Origin of the sequence: Niveispirillum lacus (assembly GCF_002251795.1) — a bacterium.
GTDB classification, from domain to species: Bacteria; Pseudomonadota; Alphaproteobacteria; order Azospirillales; family Azospirillaceae; genus Niveispirillum; species Niveispirillum lacus.
Genome location: NZ_NOXU01000032.1, coordinates 620,976 through 643,761 on the forward strand (window position 1 = coordinate 620,976; position 22,786 = coordinate 643,761).

At 62.7% G+C, this 22,786-nt stretch carries 18 protein-coding genes; 9 read left to right on the forward strand and 9 right to left on the reverse strand.

The features are described from left to right. The first annotated feature begins 5 nt into the window (after nucleotides 1-5). Nucleotides 6-1,511 (forward strand): tryptophan halogenase family protein, encoded by a 1,506-nt coding sequence (locus CHU95_RS21675; RefSeq protein WP_094458468.1) that lies wholly within the window; start codon nucleotides 6-8, stop codon nucleotides 1,509-1,511. A 336-nt stretch (nucleotides 1,512-1,847) separates the two neighbouring features. Further along, nucleotides 1,848-3,659 (forward strand): alpha-amylase family glycosyl hydrolase, encoded by a 1,812-nt coding sequence (locus CHU95_RS21680; RefSeq protein ID WP_207762584.1) that lies wholly within the window; start codon nucleotides 1,848-1,850, stop codon nucleotides 3,657-3,659. Between the two features lie 187 nt (nucleotides 3,660-3,846). On the opposite strand, the gene CHU95_RS21685 is transcribed toward CHU95_RS21680, so the two are convergent. From CHU95_RS21685 to CHU95_RS21695, 3 genes are all read right to left on the reverse strand, one after another. Next, entirely contained in the window at nucleotides 3,847-4,137 is a 291-nt protein-coding gene (locus CHU95_RS21685; RefSeq protein ID WP_094458470.1) for a GIY-YIG nuclease family protein, read from the reverse strand. A gap of 238 nt (nucleotides 4,138-4,375) precedes the next feature. Then, complete coding sequence (locus tag CHU95_RS21690) at nucleotides 4,376-5,755, reverse strand: aminotransferase-like domain-containing protein (RefSeq protein ID WP_094458472.1); 1,380 nt, start codon at nucleotides 5,753-5,755, stop codon at nucleotides 4,376-4,378. A gap of 6 nt (nucleotides 5,756-5,761) precedes the next feature. Continuing rightward, nucleotides 5,762-6,166 carry a DUF983 domain-containing protein gene (locus CHU95_RS21695; RefSeq protein ID WP_094458628.1) on the reverse strand — a complete coding sequence of 135 codons (405 nt, stop codon included), beginning with the start codon at nucleotides 6,164-6,166 and terminating at the stop codon, nucleotides 5,762-5,764. 162 nt (nucleotides 6,167-6,328) lie between these two features. On the opposite strand from CHU95_RS21695, the gene CHU95_RS21700 reads away from it, so the two are divergent. Further along, complete coding sequence (locus CHU95_RS21700) at nucleotides 6,329-7,924, forward strand: ABC transporter substrate-binding protein (protein ID WP_165772307.1); 1,596 nt, start codon at nucleotides 6,329-6,331, stop codon at nucleotides 7,922-7,924. On the opposite strand, the gene CHU95_RS21705 is transcribed toward CHU95_RS21700, so the two are convergent. Beyond that, nucleotides 7,903-8,964 (reverse strand): adenylate/guanylate cyclase domain-containing protein, encoded by a 1,062-nt coding sequence (locus CHU95_RS21705; RefSeq protein WP_165772308.1) that lies wholly within the window; start codon nucleotides 8,962-8,964, stop codon nucleotides 7,903-7,905. The genes CHU95_RS21700 and CHU95_RS21705 overlap by 22 nt on opposite strands. A gap of 173 nt (nucleotides 8,965-9,137) precedes the next feature. On the opposite strand from CHU95_RS21705, the gene CHU95_RS21710 reads away from it, so the two are divergent. The 5 genes from CHU95_RS21710 (at nucleotide 9,138) to CHU95_RS21730 (ending at nucleotide 16,243) form a co-directional block, all read left to right on the forward strand. Further along, nucleotides 9,138-11,393 carry a helicase-related protein gene (locus CHU95_RS21710; protein ID WP_094458478.1) on the forward strand — a complete coding sequence of 752 codons (2,256 nt, stop codon included), beginning with the start codon at nucleotides 9,138-9,140 and terminating at the stop codon, nucleotides 11,391-11,393. A gap of 117 nt (nucleotides 11,394-11,510) precedes the next feature. Next, the gene (locus tag CHU95_RS21715) at nucleotides 11,511-12,008 is read left to right on the forward strand and encodes an arsenate reductase ArsC (RefSeq protein ID WP_094458480.1); all 498 of its coding nucleotides are present in this window, start codon (nucleotides 11,511-11,513) and stop codon (nucleotides 12,006-12,008) included. Between the two features lie 71 nt (nucleotides 12,009-12,079). Further along, entirely contained in the window at nucleotides 12,080-12,670 is a 591-nt protein-coding gene (greB, locus tag CHU95_RS21720; protein WP_094458482.1) for a transcription elongation factor GreB, read from the forward strand. Between the two features lie 108 nt (nucleotides 12,671-12,778). Beyond that, on the forward strand, nucleotides 12,779-15,709 hold the full coding sequence (locus CHU95_RS21725; RefSeq protein WP_165772309.1) for an ATP-binding protein: 2,931 nt from the start codon (nucleotides 12,779-12,781) through the stop codon (nucleotides 15,707-15,709). Nucleotides 15,710-15,781: 72 nt separating this feature from the next. Beyond that, a complete protein-coding gene (locus CHU95_RS21730) occupies nucleotides 15,782-16,243 on the forward strand; it encodes an RrF2 family transcriptional regulator (protein ID WP_342744762.1) in 462 nt (153 codons plus the stop codon). 80 nt (nucleotides 16,244-16,323) lie between these two features. Here the strand turns inward: CHU95_RS21730 and CHU95_RS21735 are convergent, their stop codons facing one another. The 4 genes from CHU95_RS21735 to CHU95_RS21750 all read right to left on the reverse strand — a co-directional run bounded on the left by CHU95_RS21735 (nucleotide 16,324) and on the right by CHU95_RS21750 (nucleotide 21,186). Continuing rightward, nucleotides 16,324-16,716, reverse strand: coding sequence for a response regulator (locus CHU95_RS21735; protein ID WP_094458488.1), 393 nt, complete (start codon nucleotides 16,714-16,716; stop codon nucleotides 16,324-16,326). Beyond that, a complete protein-coding gene (locus CHU95_RS21740) occupies nucleotides 16,713-20,267 on the reverse strand; it encodes a response regulator (RefSeq protein ID WP_094458490.1) in 3,555 nt (1,184 codons plus the stop codon). The genes CHU95_RS21735 and CHU95_RS21740 overlap by 4 nt, the downstream gene beginning before the upstream one ends. Before the next feature lie 142 nt (nucleotides 20,268-20,409). Beyond that, a complete protein-coding gene (locus CHU95_RS21745) occupies nucleotides 20,410-20,601 on the reverse strand; it encodes a hypothetical protein (RefSeq protein WP_094458492.1) in 192 nt (63 codons plus the stop codon). An 87-nt stretch (nucleotides 20,602-20,688) separates the two neighbouring features. Next, entirely contained in the window at nucleotides 20,689-21,186 is a 498-nt protein-coding gene (locus tag CHU95_RS21750; RefSeq protein WP_094458494.1) for a hypothetical protein, read from the reverse strand. Between the two features lie 434 nt (nucleotides 21,187-21,620). On the opposite strand from CHU95_RS21750, the gene CHU95_RS21755 reads away from it, so the two are divergent. Beyond that, nucleotides 21,621-21,941 carry a hypothetical protein gene (locus CHU95_RS21755; RefSeq protein ID WP_207762585.1) on the forward strand — a complete coding sequence of 107 codons (321 nt, stop codon included), beginning with the start codon at nucleotides 21,621-21,623 and terminating at the stop codon, nucleotides 21,939-21,941. A gap of 138 nt (nucleotides 21,942-22,079) precedes the next feature. On the opposite strand, the gene CHU95_RS21760 is transcribed toward CHU95_RS21755, so the two are convergent. Then, nucleotides 22,080-22,781 carry a YjbF family lipoprotein gene (locus CHU95_RS21760; RefSeq protein WP_165772310.1) on the reverse strand — a complete coding sequence of 234 codons (702 nt, stop codon included), beginning with the start codon at nucleotides 22,779-22,781 and terminating at the stop codon, nucleotides 22,080-22,082. Nucleotides 22,782-22,786: the final 5 nt, after the last annotated feature.

Here is a 22,786-nt window from a genome sequence, read left to right on the forward strand (position 1 = left end):
ACACCATGCATAAACCCATTCGCAGCATCGTGATCGTTGGCGGCGGCACTGCCGGCTGGATGTCGGCGGCCGCCCTTGCCCGCGTCGCCGGCAAGACGCACAGGCTGCATCTGGTGGAGTCGGAGGAGATTGGCACCGTAGGTGTGGGAGAGGCGACGATCCCGCCAATTGCCACCTTCAACCGCGTGCTGGGCATCGACGAGGATGAATTCCTGCGCGCCACCAACGGCACCATCAAGCTGGGCATCGAGTTTAAGGATTGGTACCGCCAGGGCCACCGCTACATGCATGCCTTCGGCGCGCTGGGCCGTCCTCTGGGCATGACCCAGTTCCACCATGTCTGGCGCCGGGCCAACGCGCTGGGGCTGGACGGGGACTGGGAACAGTATGTCTATAACACCGTGGCCGCCCGCGCCCTGCGCTATGCCCGTCCGGGGCCGCAGCGCCGGTCGCCTCTCGAGCCGCTGACCCACGCTTTCCATTTCGATGCCGGCCTCTACGCCGCCTTCCTGCGCCGCTTCGCCACCGAACGCGGCGTGGTTCGCCGCGAAGGAAAGATCCGCCGCACCATCCTGAACGCCTTCAATGGCCATGTGGAGGCTGTGGAACTGGAGGATGGCTCAAAGATCGAGGGCGATCTGTTCATTGATTGCTCGGGCTTCCGGGGCCTGTTGATCGAGCAGGCGCTGGGCACCGGGTTTGAGGATTGGTCTCACTGGCTGCCCTGCGACCGCGCCTGGGCTGTCCCCTGCGCCAATGGCGGCGAATTCACCCCCTATACCCGCTCCACGGCCCATCCCGCCGGCTGGCAATGGCGTATCCCGTTGCAGCACCGCATCGGTAACGGCCATGTCTTTGCCAGCCGCTATATGGGCGAGGAACAGGCCCGCGACATCCTGATGGCCAATCTCGACGGCGAACCCCAAGCCGAACCGCGCCTGCTGCGCTTCACGGCGGGTCGACGCAAAAAGATGTGGAATCGTAATGTCGTGGCCGTGGGCCTGTCCAGCGGCTTCCTGGAGCCGCTGGAAAGCACCTCGATCCATCTGGTGCAATCGGCCATCACCCGCATCCTGATGGCCTTGCCCAATGACGGCATTGACGCGGTGGAGGTGGATGATTTCAACGCCAAGGCCCAGGCAGAGTATGAGCGCATCCGCGACTTCATCATCCTGCATTACAAGGCCACCGAACGCGACGACAGTCCCTTCTGGCGCGATTGCCGCGCCATGGACATCCCGGAGGAGCTGGAGCGCCGCATGCGCGTCTTCGCCTCCCATGGGCGTGTATCCCGCGTTTTTGACGAGCTGTTCTTGGATGTGAGCTGGATTCAGGTCTTCCTGGGCCAGGGCATTATCCCGCGGTCCTGGCATCCGCTGGCCGATCAGTTGAGCGAGGCGGAACTGAAAGAGTTTCTGGCGGAGATCAAGGCGATGATCGCGCATGAAATGGCGGTCCTGCCGACCCATGCCGACTTCATCGCCCGTCATGCCGCCGCCCGGTTGTCCTGAGCCTGCCTGCACCCCCAAACCCGGCGGTTCCCATCCGCCGGGCCGTCCCGGTCGCGTTGACCGGGTTCTTGCTCCCTCAAGGGAAACTGCGGCCGGCGGGGCGCCCCGCCGGCCGGACTTTTCGCGGGGGGGAGAGTGAGTAACTGCCGTTTCGTCATTCACCCACGCATGCCCCAAGATTGCCTCCCCGGCGAAGGCCGGGGTCCAGGGGCCAAACGCCCGACCTCGCAGCCGCGTTGAACAAACCCGCTTAGAGGTTGAGCCTGCGGCCTCTGGACCCCGGCCTTCGCCGGGGAGGCGGCAGATACCCCGCCACCCCACAGAGAAGGACCCGCCATGCCCCGCCTGCTGACGACCGCCGCCACCCTGCTGGCCCTGGCCGCCCCTGCGCTGGCTGAAAGCCCGGCCCCCTACCGGGATCGGCCCTTTGCCGATGACGTGGTCTATTTTGTGGTCACCGACCGCATGGCCAATGGCGATACCGCCAATGACAAGGGCGGGCTGACGGGTGGGCCGGAACAGACAGGTTATGATCCCACCGATATCGGCATGTTCCATGGCGGGGATTTCCAGGGCCTGACACAGAAGCTGGATTATATCCAGGGTCTGGGCGTCACCGCCATCTGGGTCACTCCGCCCGTCGTGAACAAGGTGGTGCACAAATATGATGGCGGCCTGTCGGCGGGCTATCACGGCTATTGGGGTCTGGATTTCCTGAATGTCGACCCGCATTTGGGCGGCAATGCGGCCTTCAAGGCCTTTGTCGACGCGGCGCATGCCCGCAATATCAAGGTCATCATGGATATTGTGGTGAACCATACGGGCGACGTGATCCAGTACCGGGAATGCGACGGCAGCAGCATGTCCAAACCCTGCCCCTACCGGTCCAAGGGCGACTTTCCCACCACGCGCCGCGCATCGGACGGTGCGGCCATCAATCCGGGTTTCAAGGGCGATGGTGCGGCCCATCAGACGGTGCCCAACTACGCCACGCTGACCGACATCACTTACGCCTACACACCTTATGTCCCGGCGGCGGAAGCCAGTGTGAAAAATCCCGCCTGGATGAATGATCCGCGCCATTACCATAATCGTGGCGACAGTCACTTCAGCGGGGAGGACAGTCTTTTTGGCGATTTCTCCCGCCTGGACGATCTTTACACCGAACAGCCCGCCGTGGTGGACGGGATGATTGAGATCTACAAGCATTGGATCCGGGAATATGGCATCGACGGCTATCGCCTCGACACCGCCAAACATGTGAACCCGGAATTCTGGCACCGCTTCGTGCCCGAGATTACGGCCTTCGCCAAGGCGCAGGGCATTCCCAACTTCATCATTTTCGGTGAAGTGGCGAATGAGAAGCCGGCGGACCTCGCCGCCTATACCGGCATTCTGGGCCTGCCCTCAGTGCTGGATTTCGGTGTGGCCGTGGCCGCGCGCGACACGCTGGGCCTGGGCGCCGACCTCGACCTGTGGGATGGCCTGTTCCGCGCCGATCGGTTGTATCCCGGTGGTGACGCCACGGCCCTGCAACTGGCCACCTTCATTTCCAACCATGATCAGGGGCGTCTGGCGTTCAAGATCCGCAAGGCCAATCCCAAGATGAAGGCGGAAGAGCTGCAGGCCCGCGTCGCGCTCGGCCACGCTATCATGTTCTTCTCGCGTGGCGTGCCGACCCTCTATTACGGTGATGAACAGGGCTTCGTGGGCCTGGGCGATGACAAGGCCTCACGCCAGCCCATGTTCGCCAACGCGTCGAAGCAGTTCAATACCGAAGAACGGCTGGGCACCATCGGCCCCCGCACGGGCGACGCCTTCCAGCCCAGCCACAGCCTCTATCGCGCGTTTGCCAGCATGGCCGCCATCCGTCAGGCCCATCCCGGCCTGCGCCAGGGCCGCACGGTCATGCGCTATTTCGAACGCAAGGGTCCGGGCCTGCTGGCCTTCTCCCGCATCGACGACGCGCGCGGCGAACAATTCCTTATCGTCGCCAACACCGACACCAAACCCCGCTCCGTCAACCTCGACACCGAAGGGCCGGGCACCACCTGGACCGCCCTGCACGGCGCTTGCGCGACAGGGCAGGGGACGGCCTACAGCGTCACCGTGCCGGCGCTGGATTACATCGTGTGCCGGAAGGGGTGAGGCCACCCGTTCACTACCGCCCCCACCCCAAAGGAAATCCGCCTCCCCGGCGAAGGCCGGGGCCCAGGGGCCAAAGGCACACCCCTGTCCACCTGCCCCGCTCTCCGCCGTACAGCCGTCGGGCACGCGCTCCCTGGGCCCCGGCCTTCGCCGGGGAGGCAAAAATGATGGAGACCGAAGAACGTCCTCACGCCAAGGTCGGGTAAAGATCAACCCAAAGCGGATTATCCTGCTCGATTAACCTGATCTTCCACGCCCTCTGCCATTCCTTCAGCTGTTTCTCCCGCCGGACCGCTCCGCCCGGATCGCCAAACAGCTCATAATAAACCAGAAACTTGCACCCATACTTCCGGGTAAAGCCGGGCAGCAAGCCATTGCGATGTTCATAAACCCGCCGGGTCAGATCGCCCGTCCAGCCGATATAAAGGGTGCCATTCCGCCGGTTGGCCATGATGTATACATAGCCCACCCGTTCCATCCGCTGGCATTCCACCTCAATAAAGTTGAAGATTAGAATACATCATCCCTCCGCCAGTCCAAATGCCTATCCGCTTCCACTCGCCCCAACAATAAGAAACGCCTCCCCGGCGAAGGCCGGGGCCCAGGGGCCAAAGGCACACCCTGCCCCGCTCAACACCGCCGAAAAGTCGGGCATGCACCCCCTGGACCCCGGCCTTCGCCGGGGAGGCGGCAGAGCGTCAGGGGAGCCGCCCCCCTCAAACCACCTCTTCCTCCGCCACCGGCCCGTTGCGCATCAGGGCCGCCAGCCGCCGCAGCGCTACCGTCAGCGCCTGTTGATCGGGGGCCGCCCCAAGACCCACCCGCACAAACCGGGCCGGCGGTTCCGGGGCCATGGCAAAGGCCGCACCGGGAATGACCGCCGCTCCCATCTTGCGTGCGGCCTCAGCAAAGGCCCGGTCGGTCCAGAACGGCGGCAGGGTGATCCAGCCATGGTGCCCTTGGGGGTGCGCCGAGAGGGAGCCTAAGGGCAGCTCGCGCCGCGCGATGGCCTGGCGCTCCTCTGCCTCCTGCCGGATGGCGGCCAGGATCTCCTGCGCCGTGCCATCCTCAATCCACCCGGTTGCTACGGCCACCGACAGTGGCGGGGCCATCTGGGCTGTGCCGCGCAGATGCAGGCGTACCGCCGGCACATCGGCGCCGGGCGGCATCACCAGATAGGCCACGCGCAGCCCCGGCGTCAGGCATTTGGACAGGCTGGCAATATGCCAGACCCGTTCCGGTGCCAGGGCGGCCAGCGGCGGCAATGCCGGATCGGCCAGCATGCCATAGGCATCATCCTCGATCAGGATCAGGTTATGTTCGCGCGCCACCTTCACCAGGGCGTGCCGCCGCTCCAGCGGCATGGTGGTGCCCGTCGGGTTCTGGGCTGTAGGGATCAGGTAAACGGCCACCGGCCCACCGGCATCGCGCACCACGCTGGCCAGCGCCTCGGGTACCATGCCCATGGCATCATTCTGGACCGGCGTCACATACAGGCCGCGCAACTGCGCCGCCATGCGGAAACCCGGATAGGAGAACGGGTCCGATAGAATATGCCCGCCCCAGTCGCACAACACGGCCAGCAGCGCCGTCAGACAGGCCTGCGCCCCCCCCGTGACCAGCACCCGGCCGGCATCCAGATCGGGAATGCGCGGTGACAGCCATGTGGCGCCCGCCCGCCGGTCGCCGTCGCCGCCGCCGCTGGGCTGGTAATTCAGCAGGCTGGACAGGTCCGACCGCCGCGTCAGCCCCGCCATGGCCCGGCCCAACCGCAGGGCCAGATTGGCGCTGGCGGGCTGTGGTGGCAGGTTCATGGACAAGTCCAGCTCTACCTTGGTGCGCTGCGGGCTGGCGGCACCGGCAACATAGGTCCCGCGCCCCGTCGCCGCTTCCACCAGCCCGCGTATCCTGGCCTCGGTATAGGCGCGGGTGACGGTCGTCAGATCAATGCCCATCGCTTCCGCCAGGGCCCGGTGCGTGGGCAGGCGGGTGCCCGGCGGCAGGGCGCCCGAGGTGATATCGGCCGCGATGGCATCGGCGATGGCCTTGTACAGGGGCACGCCAGACGGCAGGGCAGGGGGCATCCAGTCGCTCATACGCCGTTACCCTTGACCTGTTTCGTCCCCGCCATCATCCAGCCGACCCTGTTCCGCCTTGTTCATATACTGGGCACAGACCAGCCAGCCCTTCAACGGTCGCAACAGGGCCAGGACCGACAGGATGGTGACGGGCAGGGTGGTCAACAGATGCACCCAATAGGGTGCCTGGAACACCAACTCCTGCCAGACCGCAAAACCGGTCAAGGGAAAGCTGACGATCGACATGGTGAAGAAGGCCGGCCCGTCGGCCGGATCGGCAAAAGACAGGTCCAGCCCGCAGGTCGGGCAGCGCGCAGCCAGCGCCAGATAGCCCGAAAAGATCGACCCCTCGCGACAATGGGGGCAGCGGCCTTTAATGCCGATCCCAAACGATGTCGTCGAAAAATCAACCTTCTGTTTGCTGGCCATGGGACTCTCCATTGTATGGACCATACACGAAAATTGCATGGAAATTGTATGGACCATACACTTGCGGCTTTTCCCTGTCTCGATCCAGCTTGTCGCAGGCCCCGCTTGCACACCCACCCTGCCCATGGTGATCTGTCATGGGTTCAGCCTGGCGGGGGAAAAATGCAGGTCCGGTCACGGGTTTTGCTGCTGATGTTGGCGTTGGCGCTGGTAGCGGGGGTTGGGCCAACCGCCGCCAAGACCCTGGTCCATTGCGCGGAAGCCGCTCCGGACAGTTTGAACCCACAATACTCTACCTCTGGCAATTCTTATGATGTGGCTCAGCAGATCTATGAAAAGCTGGTGAATATAAAGCGCGGTACGCTGGAACTGGAGCCGCAGTTGGCGACCAGTTGGGAACTGTCTGATGCAGGAAGGACTATTATTTTCAACCTGCGCCAGGGTGTAAAGTGGCACCGATCCAAATTGTTTACCCCGACTCGTGACTTTAATGCTGATGATGTTGTCTTTTCTTTTGCGCGACAGATGGATAAATCCCACCCCTATCACGCGGTTGCCGGCGGCCGGATCTACCCGGCCTTCCATAATCTGGGCTTATCCACCAACCTGATCGCCGTTGAAAAGCTGGAGCCTTACAAGGTGCGCTTCCGCTTGAAGGAGCCGGATGCCGGTATTTTCTATGCTCTGGCCAGTCATGCCATGTCCATACAGTCGGCTGAATATGGCGCTTCCATGCTGAAGGCAGGAACACCAGAAAAGGTGGACCTGGAGCCGATAGGCACTGGCCCATTTCAACTGTTACGGCATTTGCTGGATACTGAAGTACGTATGCGCGCCAATAGGGAATATTGGCGTGGCGTCCCACCACTGAACCAATTGGTCTTTATCATCGCACCGGATGCGACGGTACGGTATGCCAAGCTGAAAGCCGGTGAATGCCATACCATGACCTACCCCAACCCGGCTGACCTGGACCGTATGCGTCAGGACAAGGATGTCCGGTTAGTGGCCGTGGATGCCATGTCGGTCGGCTATGTCGCCATGAACATGCAGAAAAAGCCGTTCGACGATGCCCGCGTTCGGTTGGCCATCAACTTGGCGGTCGATAAAAAATCCATTCTGGATCAAGCCTATATGGGGACCGGTCGGGCGGCGGTGACCCCGATTCCGCCGGGCCATTGGGCCTTTGACGCGCGCATTGGCGATCTGCCCCATGATCCCGCCCGGGCCAAGGCCCTCCTGGCCGAGGCCGGCCTAAAGGATGGGTTTGAGACCGAACTGTGGACCATGCCTGTGGTCCGTCCCTATAATCCGGCCCCCCGCCGCATCGCGGAAATGATTCAGGGCGACCTCGCCAAGGTGGGCATCAAGGCCAGGATTGTCACCTATGAATGGGGGGAATATGTGCGCCGGGTGCGTTTCGGAGAGGCGCCAATGGCCCAATATGGCTGGTCGAGTGACGAAGTGGACCGTTTCTGGTCCGACCTTCTGTCCTGCGAAGCGGCCAAACCGGGCAATGGCAATCTGGCCCGCTGGTGCGATCCGGAACTGGACCGCCTGATCATTGCCGCCCGGCGCACATCGGATCAGGAGGCCAGGAAAGCCTATTATTTCCAGGCCCAGGCCCTCTTCCGCCAGGGAATGCCCTGGATTCCGGTTGCTCACCCGCAGGTCTTCACAGCCATCCGTCCGGAGGTGATGGATTTCCGTGTATCGCCCTCCACCCGCCTGGATTTCTATGGGGTTGATGTACAGTAGGGCGGTAATCCCAGCACCCAAATGGGGGCGTCACGGCCGCGCAGTGTGACCGGGCCCAGCGGGGTTGGCTGCATCCCCGGCAGTGCCAGGCAAGCGGCCAGCGCCGCATCGGTCAGGATGATGTCGCGGCCCAGATCCTTAGCAACCCCGTCCAGGCGGGCCAGCGAATTGATCGTGTCGCCGAAATAGGTGATCTCCTTCCGTTCGTCCCCCACCTGGGCCACGATGACCGGGCCGGCATGCAGGGCGATGCGGAAGCCCAACCCTACGCCCATTTCCCGGTCCAAGCCGGTCAGTGCCCGACGGATGGAAAGCGCACAGGAAAGGGCGGGCACCTGGGGACGTCTGGCCGAAAGGCGCCAACTGATGATCGCCTGGTCGCCGACATATTTGTCAATCACCCCGCCATGGCGGCGCACCGGTTCGCCCAGGGCATAAAGAAAGCGGCCGACCACCCGCATCGCCTCCCGGTCCCCCAGGCGGGCGGCCAGGGCGGTGGAATTGGCCATATCGACCTGCAGGAACAGGCGCTGCTCCTCCACGGGCCGGGAATAGCGGCCGGTGATCAGGGCGAAGAACACGGGATTACCGATCAGGCTCCGGCTCTGATCAAGCAGCAGCAACAGCACCACTGACGCTGCGGAGTAGGAGAAGATCTGGAAGAAATCGATGTTGGGCGAACCGTCATCCACGTCCAGCCCGGTGGTGGCATTGATGATATGGGCCAGCGCGATGCCCATGATGATCAGCCCGCCATGGGTCAGATAAAGGGCTGGCAGCCCGAAGCCGCGTGGCAGATCGCCGATGCGGGTGCGCAGGCCCGGTAGTAGCAACCGATGCTTGAAAGCCAGGCACAGGCCGCCGATGCAAGCGCCAAAAACCATAGAGATGGGAAGCGACACCCCGGCCCAATGAGCGATCGGAAAGCCCAGCGTCGCGCCGATCAGCAGCACGATCATCCAGCGGTGCGGGGTTCGCGTACGCTCCCGCCATGGGGCGGAACCCCGATCCAGGGCGGCTTCGTCGCTGAAGGGGACCATGGCGGACGGCCTTCTCATGCGGGCAATAAGCAGGTTACGCTATCACGCGCCGGCGGGCATGCAATGATGATGCGCACAGCCCCATTCTTGTTGCCCCCTGGGCAAAATCCAGTTTCAGGCGCATATTGTGCACCTGCAACATTGCTTTCTTCCTGTCTGGTGCCTGAATTCCCATGGATACCCTGCCCCCGGAACCGTCCGCCCCGATGGAACCGGACCTCGTCTTCGCCGTCGCCCGGCATCATCCGGAAATCACCACCATCGGACGCCTGGGTCTGGACCGGGTGGAGCAGGCGGCCGCCTATGGTATGGTGCCGCTGGGCCTGCCGTTGCCGCAGGGCCGACGCGATCTGGTGGTGATGGCGGAGCGACGGGACGCCGTTGCGCTGGAAATCGAAGGGCTGGTGGCGCGTCTGGTGCGCCGGGCGGAGCTTCTGGAACAGGGGCGCCGGGCGTTGGAGGGCACGCCTGTGGCCCTGCTGGCGGCAGAGGCGAAAAGCCGGGTGCGCGCCCGAACACACGACGAATTGTCCTTTCCCGAGATGCCGGGCCCGATCCGTCTGGAAGTGTCGCGCAGCTTCGATATTGATGAACTGACGGGCCTGGATGACGCCACTCTGCGCCAATATCTGGTGGAAGATCCGTCACTGCGTCAGATGCTGGAAACGGCGCTGGCGGATGTGGCGGCCCGCCTGTGGCACCTGCACGGGCTGATTGGCGAGGCAGATGACAGTTGGACGTTCGAGAATCTCGCCCAGCGCCTGTATCGTGTCGCCCGCACCAACCATCAGCCCAACGACATTCTGCGCCGCTGGGAAGAGGTGGCGGATACCTGGCTGCGGGAACGCGCCGTGGCGCGTGGCCGGACCTTCGTCAATACTGAGTTTGACTTCGCCAAGTTCGAGCGGCTGTTCCCCACCGCACGGTCGATGGGCCGCAAACTGGTGGCCGTGGTTGGCCCCACCAATTCCGGCAAGACCCACCGCGCCATGGCAGCGCTGCATGAGGCCGAACAGGGTGTGTATCTTGCCCCCCTGCGGTTGTTGGCCCTGGAAGTCATGGACCGGCTCAACCGGGAGGGTACACCCACCACCCTGCTGACGGGGGAAGAGGAAATCCGCGTGCCGGGCGCGCGGCACCTGGCTTCCACCATCGAAATGCTGGACCCCGAACAGGTGGTGGATGTCGCCGTCATCGACGAGATCCAGATGCTGGCCGATAAGGATCGCGGCTGGGCCTGGACAGCGGCACTGATGGGCGTTGCGGCCCGTACCGTCTATCTGCTCGGCGCACCGGAAGCGCTGCCGCTGATCGAGCGGGTGGCCTTGTATCTGAACGAGCCGCTGGAGATTGTGCGGCTGGAACGCAAGCAGCCGCTGCATATGATCGAGCAGCGGCTGGAATATGAGGATGTGCGCAAGGGCGATGCGCTGATCGCTTTTTCCCGGCGTAATGTGCATCTGGTCCGCGACATCGTGCAGGCCAAGGGCCTGACAGCGGCCGTGATCTATGGCGCCCTGGCGCCCGAAGTGCGCCGCCGGGAGGCCGAGCGTTTCACCAATGGCGAGGCGGATGTGGTGGTCGCTACCGACGCCATCGGCATGGGACTGAACCTGCCCATTCGCCGCGTGCTGTTCACCACCTTGGAAAAGTTCGACGGGGTGGAGCAGCGGGAACTGTCGCCCGCCGAATTGAAGCAGATCGCGGGCCGCGCCGGCCGTTATGGCCATCACGAGGAGGGTGCGTTCGGCGTGGTCGCCAAAGGGACAGTGCAGCAACTGCGCACCATCTGGACGCGGCCCGACCCTTCCTTTGGCCCGCGCCGTGCGCTCACCGTGCGGCCGACCCGTGCCATGGTGGACCGCCTGGCCGGTCGGATCGGGCGGGACAGCATGATGTTGCTGGTTGATTGTTTTGCCGCGGCCCGCACCACAGGCAGCCCCTACCGGGTGGCTGACCTGTCAGCGCTGCGCCGACTGGCCCAATCCCTGGACGAGCGCGATATCGGGTTTGAACAAAAACTGTCGTTGTTGTTCATGCCTTGTGATCCCGAGAAAGAGGTGGACGCCCGGTTCTTCAACCAGATCCTGCGCGCGGTGGAAAAAGACGAACCGGTGCCACTGGGTCTGGTGGTGCCTGCGCGCATGGAACGGCTGGATGATTATGGCCTGGAGGAACTGTCCCGATCCTGTGATCTCTATTACTGGGCCGCTCGTAAATTTCCCCGCCTGTTCCCCGACCGCAAGGCAGTGGAGGAACGGCGGGCCGAAGTGGCGGGCCGGCTGTCGGAATTGCTGGCCAGCACGGCCCGGCGTCAGCGCATGGGTAAATCTGGTGGTGGCGCGCGTCCTGGCGGTGGCGGGCCGGCGAAGCCGCCGCAGGGTTTCCGCGGGGCACCCAAAAAGCGATACGGCCCGCGCAAGGGGTAGGGTGCAGCGGATCATTGCATCCGCCCTTCACGCAAACGACATCAAACCGCGACAATCCTGTCGCCGATCATGCGGATAGTCCGGCCTCGGTTTCCATACCGCAACGGGGCCGATCCCATGTCGCCAGACCGTCCGTTCAACGTCCTGTTTGTCTGCCGCCGCAACGCCTCGCGCAGCCTGATGGCTGAAGGTCTTCTGCGCAAATGGGGGGCAGGGCGTTTTGATACGTTCTCCGCTGGACCCGAGCCCCGCGAAGTGGCCGACCCCATTACGCTGGAGTTGCTGGGCCGGGTGGGGATTGAGACAGAAACCCTGCGGCCCAAACAATGGGGCCTGTTTACCGGCCCCGATGCGCCTGACCTGGATTTTGTCTTCCATGTCTGCGAACAGTCGGCAGCCTTGAAGCAGCCGGCCTGGACCGGCAACCCGATGATCGTCACCTGGCGTTTCCCCGATCCTTTGGCCTTGGAAGGTTCGGAGACGGAACGTCGTGCGCTGTTGAACCTGGTGTTCGGCATGGTGGAGCGGCGGGTGAAACTGCTCTGCGCCCTTCCGGACCATCGCTTGGCCCGTCTGACGGCGTCGGACGTGTCCGATATTGCCCTGGCCGGCTAGGGCGACGGGCCTTTCCCTTTGGTTGCCAACCGCGCTAAACCTTGCCGGGTTCCAGCGGTTGGTGATGTGGGATGAGCAAGGCCTGGGTAAATGAAAATGCGCGCGACACGGCGGCCGATGCGGATGACGGCCCCGATGATCCAAGCCCGCTGCCGGTTGGGCAGAAGAACCATATCACGCCCCAGGGTTTTGAGCGCATGCGGGCGGAACTGAATCAATTGCTGCGGGTCGAACGCCCAAAAGTGGTGGAGATTGTCCATTGGGCGGCTGGCAATGGCGACCGGTCGGAAAATGGTGACTATATCTACGGCAAAAAGCGGCTGCGCGAGATCGACCGGCGGATGCGGTTCCTGTCGAAACGGCTGGAAATTGCCAATGTCGTCGACCCGACGCAGCAGAAGCACCGCGAACAGGTCTTTTTTGGCGCCACCGTCACCTATGCCCGCGAGGATGGGACGGAAAATACTGTCACCATTGTCGGTGTGGACGAGACAGACATGGGACCGGGGCGCATCAGTTGGGTTTCCCCCGTTGCCCGCGCCTTGCTGAAGGCCCGTAAAGGCGACCTTGTCAGCCTGCGGACCCCGGCAGGCGTGGAGGAACTGGAGGTTATATCGATCACCTACCCTCGGCCGGAGGGAACGGTATCCGACGTCGGATGATCGGATCATCCAACCTTCTGCATCGGTTGGTGAAACTGTTGTTTTGATACTTAACGCCGTCACCGTATGATCGTTCGGCGGGTAATCATGCCTGCCGCCGGAGGGGCGATGGTTCTCGCGTCCAAAAAGCTGGCCCTGGTTTTGGTATCGACTCTGGTTTTGATCTGGAGTGGCACGGGCAGCCTGCTGTGGCTGGAACGGGAACGCGCCCTGCAACAGGCGCAGCGCGATCTGGCCAATTTGGCTTTGGCGTTTGAAGAACAGTCTTTTTGGATTTTGTCATCGGTTGAACAGACGCTGCGCACAGCCAAGGCCGAATACGAGTCGGACCCTCTCGTGTTCAGTTTACGTGAATTCCTAGGGCAGCACGCCATGCCCCAGGGTTTCACTGTCCAGATTTCGTTGATCGGCCCAGACGGTTATCTGCTGGACAGCACGCTGCCGCTAGGGCCGGAAGCGCGGATCACCAACTATTTGGACCGCGTCCACATCTCTACGCACCTGCGCCAGGATACTGGTTCCATTTTCATCGGCCCCCCCATTGTGGGGCGCCTGTCGGGGAAATGGTCAATTCCCATCAGTCTCCGGCTGAACAAACCGGATGGCAGCCTCGCCGGTGTTATGGTTCTGGCGGTAGATCCCTTTTACCTTTCTTCTTACTATCACAAACTGGATCTTGGCAGTGACGGGGTGGTCAACATCCTGGGCATGGACGGCATTGTCCGGGCCCGGTCCGGCCGGAGCGGTGATCCAAGCAGCGCGGTCGGTCTGGGGCAATCCATGGCTGAGAGTGCGGTCATGAAAATGGCCCGGCAATCCCCCTATGGGGTGCTGGATGATATCAGCGCCATCGATAATGTCCGCCGACTGATGGCCTATCGCCAGATGCGCGCCTATCCCCTGGTGGCCATTGTGGGACGGGGGGTGGAGGAAATATTGACGCCGTGGTGGTCGCTGGCATGGCGTGCCTTGATCGCCGCGATGGTGGCCAGCCTGGGCCTGGGGTTGATGATCCGCGCCTTGGAGATGGAATCCCGCCGCCGCCGGGCCCACGCCCGCGACCTGGCTGAGGCCAACCGGCTTCTGCGTTTGGGAGAGCAATTGGCGATGGTCGGCCATTGGCGGTTTGAGCTGGGTACACGCCGCCTGACCTGGTCGGACGAAGTATACCGGATCTTTGGCCTGCGCAAGGACAGGTACCAGCCCAGTATGGAGGCCACCCTCGCCGCACACCATCCGGAGGATCGTGCGCGTCTGCGTGAACTGGTGGAGGCCGCAATGCAGACCGGCACCTCCTATGAGATGGGGCTGCGGATCATCCGGCCTTCCGGGGAGGTCCGGCATGTCCTGACACGCGGCGTGGTGGAATTTGACAGTGCTGGAAAGCCGTTCGCCATTTTCGGTGCAATCAGCGATGTCAGTGACCGTACAGCGCAGGAAGAGGCGTTGATGGCCGCCCGGCGGGAGACGGAAGCGGCAGCACGGGCCAAGACGGAGTTTCTTGCTACGGTCAGCCATGAGTTGCGCACACCGTTGAACGCCGTGATCGGATTTGCCGACCTGCTTCTGACGGCGGATTTGCCGGAGAGTGAACGTCGTCGCTACATCCGTCTCCAGGCCGAGGCTGGTCGGACGCTTCTGGCCGTCATCAATGATGTTCTGGACTTCGCCAAGGTGGATGCGGGCCATCTGCAATTGGAAGAGATCCCGACCGATACGGTGGGCATGTTGCAGACCTGCGCCGAACTGGTACGCCCGATGGCCCAGGAAAAGGGACTGACCCTGCGTATCAACCTGTCACCGGCGCTGCCGCCCTGGTTGATGCTGGACCCAACACGTGTTCGGCAGGTGGTTCTAAACCTGCTCAACAATGCGGTGAAATTCACCCAGGCGGGCAGCGTCTCGCTAACCGCGGATACCGTCGGCGACGATACGGGTCGGTGGCTGCGCATCCTTGTGGAGGATACGGGCATCGGCATCGCCCCGGAGCGGCAAACACAGCTTTTTGAACCATTTCATCAGGCCGACGCCTCCACGGCCCGCCGATATGGTGGGACGGGGCTTGGATTGGCCATCTGCAAGCGGCTTGTAGGGCTGATGGGGGGACGGCTTGGTCTGTTCAGTGATGCCGGCCGCGGCAGCCAGTTTTGGATTGAAATCCCCCTTTGCCCGGCGGACCCGCCGGCACACGCGCCCGCCCTGCCCACCGCTGCCGCCGGTGAGGGGGGGCCGCCTACCCGTTCCCTGCATGTTTTGGTAGCAGAGGATCTACCAGTCAACCAGTTGCTGGTCCGCGCCATACTGGAACGGGCCGGCCACCGGGTCGATATCGCCATCGATGGTGGCGCCGCGGTGGAGGCAGTGCAGCGGCAGATCTATGATCTGGTCCTGATGGATGTGCAGATGCCAGGCATGGACGGGCTGGAAGCAACAAAGGTGATCCGGGCCTTGCCATCGGCAGCGGGCCGTATTCCGATCGTCGCGCTGACAGCCAATGCCCTGCCGTCAGAGGTCGAGCGTTGCCGCAAGGCCGGCATGGATGATCATATCGCCAAACCAATCGAGGCCAGCCATCTGGTGGCGACCCTTGCCCGCTGGTCGCAGCGGATCGGCCCGGCCCCCGCGCCTGTTCAGGCCAAGGGTCAGCCAGAAGCGGAGGTAATGTCTGCCGCCATGCAGTCGCAGCTTGAATTGCTCATGGGTGCCGGCGCGCTGTTAACGATGATGCAGGAGGTGGCCAGCTCACTGCGACAAAGGCTGGCCATCATCACCGATCCGGCCACGCCGTTGGATGCGCTGCGTGGCCATGCCCATTCCATGGTGTCGCTGGCGGGTAATTTCGGCCTGATGGAACTGTCGCAGGCCGCACGGAAAGTGGAACAGGCCATTGATAATGGCGCCGACCGGGACCTTGTTGCGGGGTTGCTGGCACAAGTGCAAGCGGCGGCCGGTCGGGCGCAGAGCGCCCTTGCCGACCGCTTGCCGGAACTGACCCGCGCAGCCGCGACAGAAGGGGCCGAAACACAGCCTGCTGGCTGACCGGTGCAATCGCCCTCTTGCCATCGCCGCCGGGACAGGCCATGAAGTATCCATCGTTCCGTGCTGGAAAGTATGAACCCGATGCTGACCCAGCGGGCAAAATATGCCCTTCGTGCCTGTATTCATCTGGCTGATCATTACGAAGATGCAACGACAGTCCAGATTGGAGAGATTGCCGCCGCCGAGAATATTCCGGCCAAGTTTTTGGAAGCCATTCTTCTGGATATGCGCAAGGCCGGGTTGTTGCAAAGCCAACGTGGTCGGCATGGTGGATATCGGCTGGCCCGGCCACCCGACGCGCTGTCGGTTGGCGATATCATCCGTGTCATCGACGGCACACTGGCACCCATCCGCTGTGCCAGTCGGTTAAAATTTGAGCCGTGTGACGATTGCGAGGACGCAGCGACCTGCGTTATCCGATGGGCAATGTTAAAAGCCCGGGATGCAATGGCCACGGTTCTCGACCGCTGTACCTTGGCCGACGCGTCGCGGCGCCGCCGCTCTTTGTCACATCCGCTGGACTTTGTCATCTGACCCGCAGGCGGCAGCCTGCGGGGGCATTTCTGGATTATTCCGCCTTCGTATTGACTGGCGTATGACCGAGATGCGCCGGGTTATCCACCGTGGAAACGGTCCCAGATGGCGCGAACCTGCCCAGCCAGTCCCAGTGGTTCGAACGGCTTGGCGATGACATCCACCACCCCCATGGTGCGGAACGCCTCCACCTCTCGTGGCTGCACCTTGGCGGTGATAAAGACCACGGGAATATGGGCCGTTTCCGGGTCATCCTGCAAAGCCCGAAGGGTGGCGGGCCCATCCATCACCGGCATCATCACGTCCAGCATGACAAGGTCAGGCTTGAACTGTTTCGCCATCTCCACGGCTTTGGTGCCACTGTCGCAGAGTTCGACTTTGAATTTTCCGATGCGGGTCAGTGCCAGATTGGTCACCGTGCGCAGCATCTCTTCGTCCTCGACATAGAGGATGCGCTCCAGCACAGGGGTCATGACGCGGACTCCACAGGGGGGGACGGGACTTTCGTTTCCAGATCGGGCGCCAACCTATGGATCAGCCGGCGGATTGTGTCCACCAGTTCCTCGTTCCGGACCTGGGCCTTGACCAATGTTGCCCTGACTTGCTGTAGGGCAACCGGCCCGGCATCGGCGCCGGTGAACACGACGACTGGTACCGGACCACCCTGCGGGTCGCGCAGATCCGGGATAATGTCCAGACCGCAGCCATCCGGCATGTCGATATCGATCAGGCCAACATCGAAGGTCAGTGACCGTGCCAGTTTCTGGGCATCCGCCAGTGTTTCGGCGGCATGGATATCGGCATGGCCCGACAGCAGGCGGCGGACCAGAGCCCGGATGTCGGCGTCATCCTCAACATGCAGCAGTCGCGGCCGATTGCCGGTGCCGGCATTGGCGGCCCGATGCAGGGCGGCCAGCAGTCGGTCCTGGTCAATCGGCTTGGTCAACCAGTCGATGATACCCACGGCCTCTCCCGCCAGGGCCTCTCGTTCAGCATCGCCGGTGGCTGTCACCACGATTACCGGCAGGTCGCGTGTTTCCGGCTGTGCCCGGATGGCCCGGAACAGACTGATGCCGGGCAGGTCGGGCAGCATCAGGTCCAAGGTCATAGCGTTGAAACGATGATGCGCCAGCAACGTCAAGGCTTCTGCCGCTGTGCCGGCAACCACTGGCGTAAAACCGGCCCTTCCCAGCAGTAATGACAAAAGCCGGGCAATCTGCGGATCATCCTCGCAGATCAAGATATCCTGACGTCCGGGTGCCAGCGTCGGCGATGTCAGCGGTGCCGGCTTCGGCGGTGCCGGTGCATCTGGCGCCGCATTTTCGTGCGGCGGCAGGTCGATATGAAACCGGGTACCGGTGCCGGGCACGCTGTTGAAGCCGATGCGGCCGCCCTGGCGCTCAATGATTTCTCGTGTGATGGCCAGGCCCAGGCCTGTCCCCCCCTTGGCCCGGCTATCCGAACCATCAGCCTGGGCGAACCGTTGGAAGACACGGGGACCGAAGGCTTCGTCGATACCGATGCCCTGGTCTGTCACCGATGCCTGTACCCACCCGTCGGGCAATCGGGTCGCGGAGACGGTGACTGTGCTGCCGGATGGGGAGAATTTGACGGCGTTGCTGATCAGATTGGCAAAAGCCTGGGCCAAGCGGTCGGGGTCGACCAGCACCGTCGCCTCGATCCGGTCCGGCGCACGCAGTCCAGGGCCTGCGACCAGAGAGAGGCCGGCTTTTTCCGCCAGCGCCATATTGTTACGAATCGCGTCCTCTAACAGAGCCGGCAGCGAGCAGGGCACCAGATCAAAGCGCATCTTGCCCGACGCAATTTTTTCGATATCCAACAGATCATTGATCAGACGGATCAGGCGCTCGGTGCTTTCCTGCGCAATATTGGTCAATTGCCGTGCTTCCGGCGGCAATGTGCCAAACAGGTCAGAATTCACCATCCCCAGCGAGGCGCGAATGGCGGTCAGCGGCGTGCGCAACTCATGGCTGACAGTGGAGATGAATTCCGACTTCAACCGGTCCATCTGTTTCAGGTGCGAAATGTCGTTCGCAACCCCTAGGAATCCCTGGATCTTATCGGATGCATCCCGGATGGCCGTGACCGACAGCAGGACCGGAACGCGCCTTCCATCCCGGGCAATATAGGTCCATTCCCGCTGGTCGGGCTTACCCAGACGTGCGCGATGCACAAACACCTCTAAAGGGTTCGCTGGCGCCTGGCCCAGGCTGTTGGTCAGCTTGGTCACGGCCCGCGCGATTTCGGCTGCGTCATGAAACAGTCTTGGCGTCTGTTTGCCGATCACATCGACCGCGCGATAGCCAAGCATTCGTTCCGCCCCACGGTTGAAGGCACGGATCAAACCGGAAGGTTCGGTCATGATGATTGCATTGTCGGCACTGTCGACGATGGCTTGCAACTCCGTGGTCAGGCGGCGCATGTCATCCTCCGCCTGTTTACGGGCGGTGATCACCTCTGTGAACATGATGATGCCGCCGATCTGGCCGTCGCTATCGTGCCAGGGGTGGATTTCCCAGCGCACCCAACTGATGCTGCCATCGGCCCGGATAAAGCGATCTTCGTCGGAACTGGCATGTTCGCCACGCAAACAGGATGCATGGATGTTCCGCCACCGTTCGCCGATTTCCGGGAACAGGTCGTAATGGCTGCGACCGATCAGTTCGCTTTCACCCAGGTCATAATCCGATAACCAGCGCCGGCTGACCGCGACATAGCGCATCTGGGTGTCCAGCATGGCGATAGCAGCGGGCGCGTGGCGAATGAACAGATCCAGCAGATGTTCGCGGCGGCGCAAGGCCGCGGCTAGATTCTGGCCAGCCAGATGGACGGTACGGAAGGCCGCGGCGGCCCGTGCCAGATCCCCGACCTCATCCGGACGCGAAACATCAGGCATGGTGACATCCGTCTGCCCGCGCGCAATCTGCTCAAAGACGGCAGTTAACTGTGCCAGTGGGCGCAGCACACGCCAATGCACCAGGGCAAGAGCCATCCCACCAATGATCAAGGTCCCCAGACACAAAAGGGCACCACGGACAAGCCGGATCAACGCGTCCTGCGACAGTTGCCGAACCCGCGTTTCTGTCACCACCCGCGATGCCGACTGAACGGCCTGCACAGCCTCGATGCCGGTGGTGGCCATCGAAAACCAGTCATCCGCCATCACCCGATCGACGGTGCCGGCCCTGGCGGCAGTCAGGACAGCGCGGCGGAACGGTTCCACCCGATTGGCCAGCAGGCCATCCGCTGCGCTGGTCGCCACACGGACCCGGTCCATTCCGGCATCGCCCTGTGCAGCCAATTGGCGTACATTTTCCCAGGCCAGAGCGAAGCGCGTTTCGGTCTCCGCCAGCGTTTCCGCCAGAGCAGGGCCGTTGCCATGCAGCAGGGCGGCAGCAAGAAGAGCCCGCATCTGGCCAGCCTGTTCTGCCGCAACCCAGGCGGATTGCCGTAGGGCTGCGTGGGCGGCGATCAACGGATCAATGACGGGTGACCGGTCGGCCAGTGTCTGATGGGCAATACGGGATTGATCAATAAGAGCAGTCAGTGTGCCGAACCAGCGGTCAGCCAGCGCGGGCGGCCGGGTGGCCGCCGGCAGCGTCAGGGCCTGATCCAGTTCCTCCCGCAAGTCGGTCAGGACACGGCGGGCCTTTGTCAGGCTGGCGGCCAGTTCAGCCCCCCCACGGGGCGCCCGCTCCGACGCACTCAACAGGGACAAAAGCGTATTCAGCCGGGCGTCAGTCTGTCGCCGCAACGTTTGCAGTTGCGATATCCGCGCCTCGGTCACCGGGTCAAAACGGGCCAGCAGTACATAAGCACTGCTGCGCTCCAGGGCTAACGCCCCTGCCAGTTCAACCAGCCCGCCCCGACCCTGTTCCGCCGCCAGGAAACGGTCGGCGGCGCTTTTTCCTTCCCAGTCACGAACCAGTCCCATAATGGCAAGGGCCACCAGGGAAGCCGTCATGGCCAGAATCAGCAGCGGAATAAGCAGGCGCAAACGCATGGGGTGCCGGTCCGGTCGGCTGTTCTTGTCCAGGGGCAGTGTAAATCCCTGTTTTGCAACTGACCGACGATGCCGCAAGCAGACGGTGCAAACCCGTCTGTCGGCGCGACCCTATCCCGAAGCATAGAGCCCGGAGCAAGGGCTATTCCAGATAGCCGTCAACTTCGGCAGCGGCCCGTTCCAACGGCCAATTCAAGCGCTCAATGATCTCATCAATGGCATCTTCGGGTGAAAGACCACCGCGGCCCAGACGTTCCAGGATGGCGTCCAGAATAGATTCCTCCTTGGGGCTTGGGCGACCGTAAGGCTTCAGGATGTCAAGAATGCTGCTCATGATGCGCGTATGATTCCTCTTATGCCGACAGTCCGAATCGCCGGCTGATGAAATAGTTTAGCACAAGAGAGGCGAGGGGTGGAGAGATCAGCCACGCCCGAAATCCGTCAGATCGGGCGCGTCACTGGCAAGATAGTTGGCCATGGTCTCGACCTTGGCCAGCAATGCCGGGTCCAGACCGGCAATGACATCTTGCTCCTCCCGCAACTCAGTCAATTGTCGTACCCAACGTTCCAGTACAAAACGCGTGCCGATCGGCATATGGCCGATATTGGCGGCCATGCGTTCCAGGCGCGGCGCCACAGCACTGAGGTGCAGTTGCCACAAGGAAACGGTCAGTTGGCGTAATTGCTGCTCCACCTGCCGACGACGTTCCTCGTCCAGGGAGGTGATGTTGGATCGCAGGACGGAGGTGAACGCCGCCACAGCTTCGAAAGCCGGCCCCAGATCCTTAAACTGGCGCAGGGCGATGGTGACATCCGGTGGTGGTGGCAGGCCGGCGCAGCGGGTTTGCAGGCGGATCAAGTCTTCCTGCAGCAGAGCCAGCTGCAACTGAATAGTCCGATCGGCGGTTTTGGTCTGCATTCGGCTACTCCTCTACCAAAAGGTATAAACCGAATCGCTGATCATGCCAGCCGGGAAATGAAAGGCCCTCGTTAGTGGGTTTCTGTTCATCTGCGACTGGCGGCAATCGATCTTTTCATTTTGTCCGTTCGGCGTTGCGGTGTGGCAACGCCACCATTCAGCGGTACGCCGCATGTGATAATTTCGTGTCCGCAATGGTCTGACTGATTTTCGGCCCCCGTCGGGACCAGAACGCTAAGTAATTGATATTAAATTGATATACTGTGCCTGCATCCAGGCCCGTCCTTTCCCAGACCCTGTGCGCCGGTGCCGATGCGCCCTTGCAGCCGTCGGTGATGATGCTATCTTACGCGGGCCTTCACACAAGAACCCTCTCGCAACGCGAAAAAGAAGTGGTATAAGGCTCATCGGTCCAACCTCTGGGGAATTTACCAATGAAAAAGGAAATCCTGGCTCTGACGCTTGCCCTCGGCCTGGGTGCTGCGCCGAGCGTGGCCTATGCGCAGAGCACTTCTGGCACCGCTCCGGCGGCTGCGCCGACCGCGACGGGTTCTGCCGCCGGTGCTGGTGCATCAGGCGTCGCGCTGGGTTCCCTGGGCACTGTTGCCGTTGTTGGCGCCGTTGCCGTTGCCGGCATCGTGGCGGCCGCTTCTGGTGGCGGTGATGAAGAAGCGCCGGGTCCGGGCCCCGGTCCGGGTCCGGGCACCCAGACGACACCCCCGGCCACCAGCACGACGACCGCGTCGGCGCGCTGACCCTGACAGGGTTCGCACCAGCAGGCTGTGGACTTGGATGATGAACTGGACCTTCGGGGTGTCTCCCGAAGGTCCTTTTCGTGTTTCTGCGGCATTTCTGCCGGCGGCCAGTGATGTGTCGCCAGCGGTCAACTGGCTTTACCCGGCCGGTTTCACGATCTCGATATTCACCGCTGCCGTGCGGTCGTGGAGATGCTGGCGCGATTTCCAGCAGAAGCCGGATGTGTCGATCCAGTAATCGTTGCTGAACGGTTTCATGCCACGCATCACCACCGCCTCGCGCAGGCGGGTCAATGTGTAGCGGCGGTCCAGGATGGTTACATCTTCCAGGCCCACCAGGCTGACTTGACCCCGCACTTCCAGATCGTACAGGCCGGCCGCCTGGATATCGACATGGCGGACCCATTCAGTGCCGACCAGTTGGCGCAGATCGGGCACCTGATCACCGGGCAGTCGTGTCCGTGACAGGTCGCCAGGCAGGCCCACCGTCTGGATCAGGAATGGCCCCCGCGTCACCAGAACCTGGCGGGTCTGGCTGTAGTAATACAGCGCCCCATTTCCGCCGATTTCGCCAAGCACCATAAAGGCCTGACTGCTGTCATCCAGCCAGGCCAGGATTGAGGCGTATGGAAGCGCGTCGGCCTGCGCGCGGGTCACGGGTGCCTTGCCCCCGATCCCACCGACCGCCGCCACAGTTGCCCAGTACGGAGATTCAGTGTTACCCAAGTCTCCACACCCGGTCAGGGCGCCTGCTGGCAGTATCGTGGCGGCGACCAGACCCAGGCAGTGTCGGCGGCTGATGGCCGTCTGGATGCCGGGATCGCTTTTGGGAAGAGTCATGGAGA

Excerpts from the sequence above, each read along its gene's own strand:
- CHU95_RS21695 (WP_094458628.1), bottom strand. The coding sequence starts at position 6,166 with ATGGCCAGCAAACAGAAGGTTGATTTTTCGACGACATCGTTTGGGATC.
- CHU95_RS21680 (WP_207762584.1), top strand. The coding sequence starts at position 1,848 with ATGCCCCGCCTGCTGACGACCGCCGCCACCCTGCTGGCCCTGGCCGCC.
- CHU95_RS21710 (WP_094458478.1), top strand. The coding sequence starts at position 9,138 with ATGGATACCCTGCCCCCGGAACCGTCCGCCCCGATGGAACCGGACCTC.
- CHU95_RS21700 (WP_165772307.1), top strand. The coding sequence starts at position 6,329 with ATGCAGGTCCGGTCACGGGTTTTGCTGCTGATGTTGGCGTTGGCGCTG.
- CHU95_RS21690 (WP_094458472.1), bottom strand. The coding sequence starts at position 5,755 with ATGAGCGACTGGATGCCCCCTGCCCTGCCGTCTGGCGTGCCCCTGTAC.
- greB (WP_094458482.1), top strand. The coding sequence starts at position 12,080 with ATGAGCAAGGCCTGGGTAAATGAAAATGCGCGCGACACGGCGGCCGAT.
- CHU95_RS21740 (WP_094458490.1), bottom strand. The coding sequence starts at position 20,267 with ATGCGTTTGCGCCTGCTTATTCCGCTGCTGATTCTGGCCATGACGGCT.
- CHU95_RS21705 (WP_165772308.1), bottom strand. The coding sequence starts at position 8,964 with ATGGTCCCCTTCAGCGACGAAGCCGCCCTGGATCGGGGTTCCGCCCCA.
- CHU95_RS21760 (WP_165772310.1), bottom strand. The coding sequence starts at position 22,781 with ATGACTCTTCCCAAAAGCGATCCCGGCATCCAGACGGCCATCAGCCGC.
- CHU95_RS21745 (WP_094458492.1), bottom strand. The coding sequence starts at position 20,601 with ATGAGCAGCATTCTTGACATCCTGAAGCCTTACGGTCGCCCAAGCCCC.
- CHU95_RS21730 (WP_342744762.1), top strand. The coding sequence starts at position 15,782 with ATGAACCCGATGCTGACCCAGCGGGCAAAATATGCCCTTCGTGCCTGT.
- CHU95_RS21685 (WP_094458470.1), bottom strand. The coding sequence starts at position 4,137 with ATGGAACGGGTGGGCTATGTATACATCATGGCCAACCGGCGGAATGGC.
- CHU95_RS21725 (WP_165772309.1), top strand. The coding sequence starts at position 12,779 with ATGGTTCTCGCGTCCAAAAAGCTGGCCCTGGTTTTGGTATCGACTCTG.
- CHU95_RS21735 (WP_094458488.1), bottom strand. The coding sequence starts at position 16,716 with ATGACCCCTGTGCTGGAGCGCATCCTCTATGTCGAGGACGAAGAGATG.
- CHU95_RS21675 (WP_094458468.1), top strand. The coding sequence starts at position 6 with ATGCATAAACCCATTCGCAGCATCGTGATCGTTGGCGGCGGCACTGCC.
- CHU95_RS21750 (WP_094458494.1), bottom strand. The coding sequence starts at position 21,186 with ATGCAGACCAAAACCGCCGATCGGACTATTCAGTTGCAGCTGGCTCTG.
- CHU95_RS21715 (WP_094458480.1), top strand. The coding sequence starts at position 11,511 with ATGTCGCCAGACCGTCCGTTCAACGTCCTGTTTGTCTGCCGCCGCAAC.
- CHU95_RS21755 (WP_207762585.1), top strand. The coding sequence starts at position 21,621 with ATGAAAAAGGAAATCCTGGCTCTGACGCTTGCCCTCGGCCTGGGTGCT.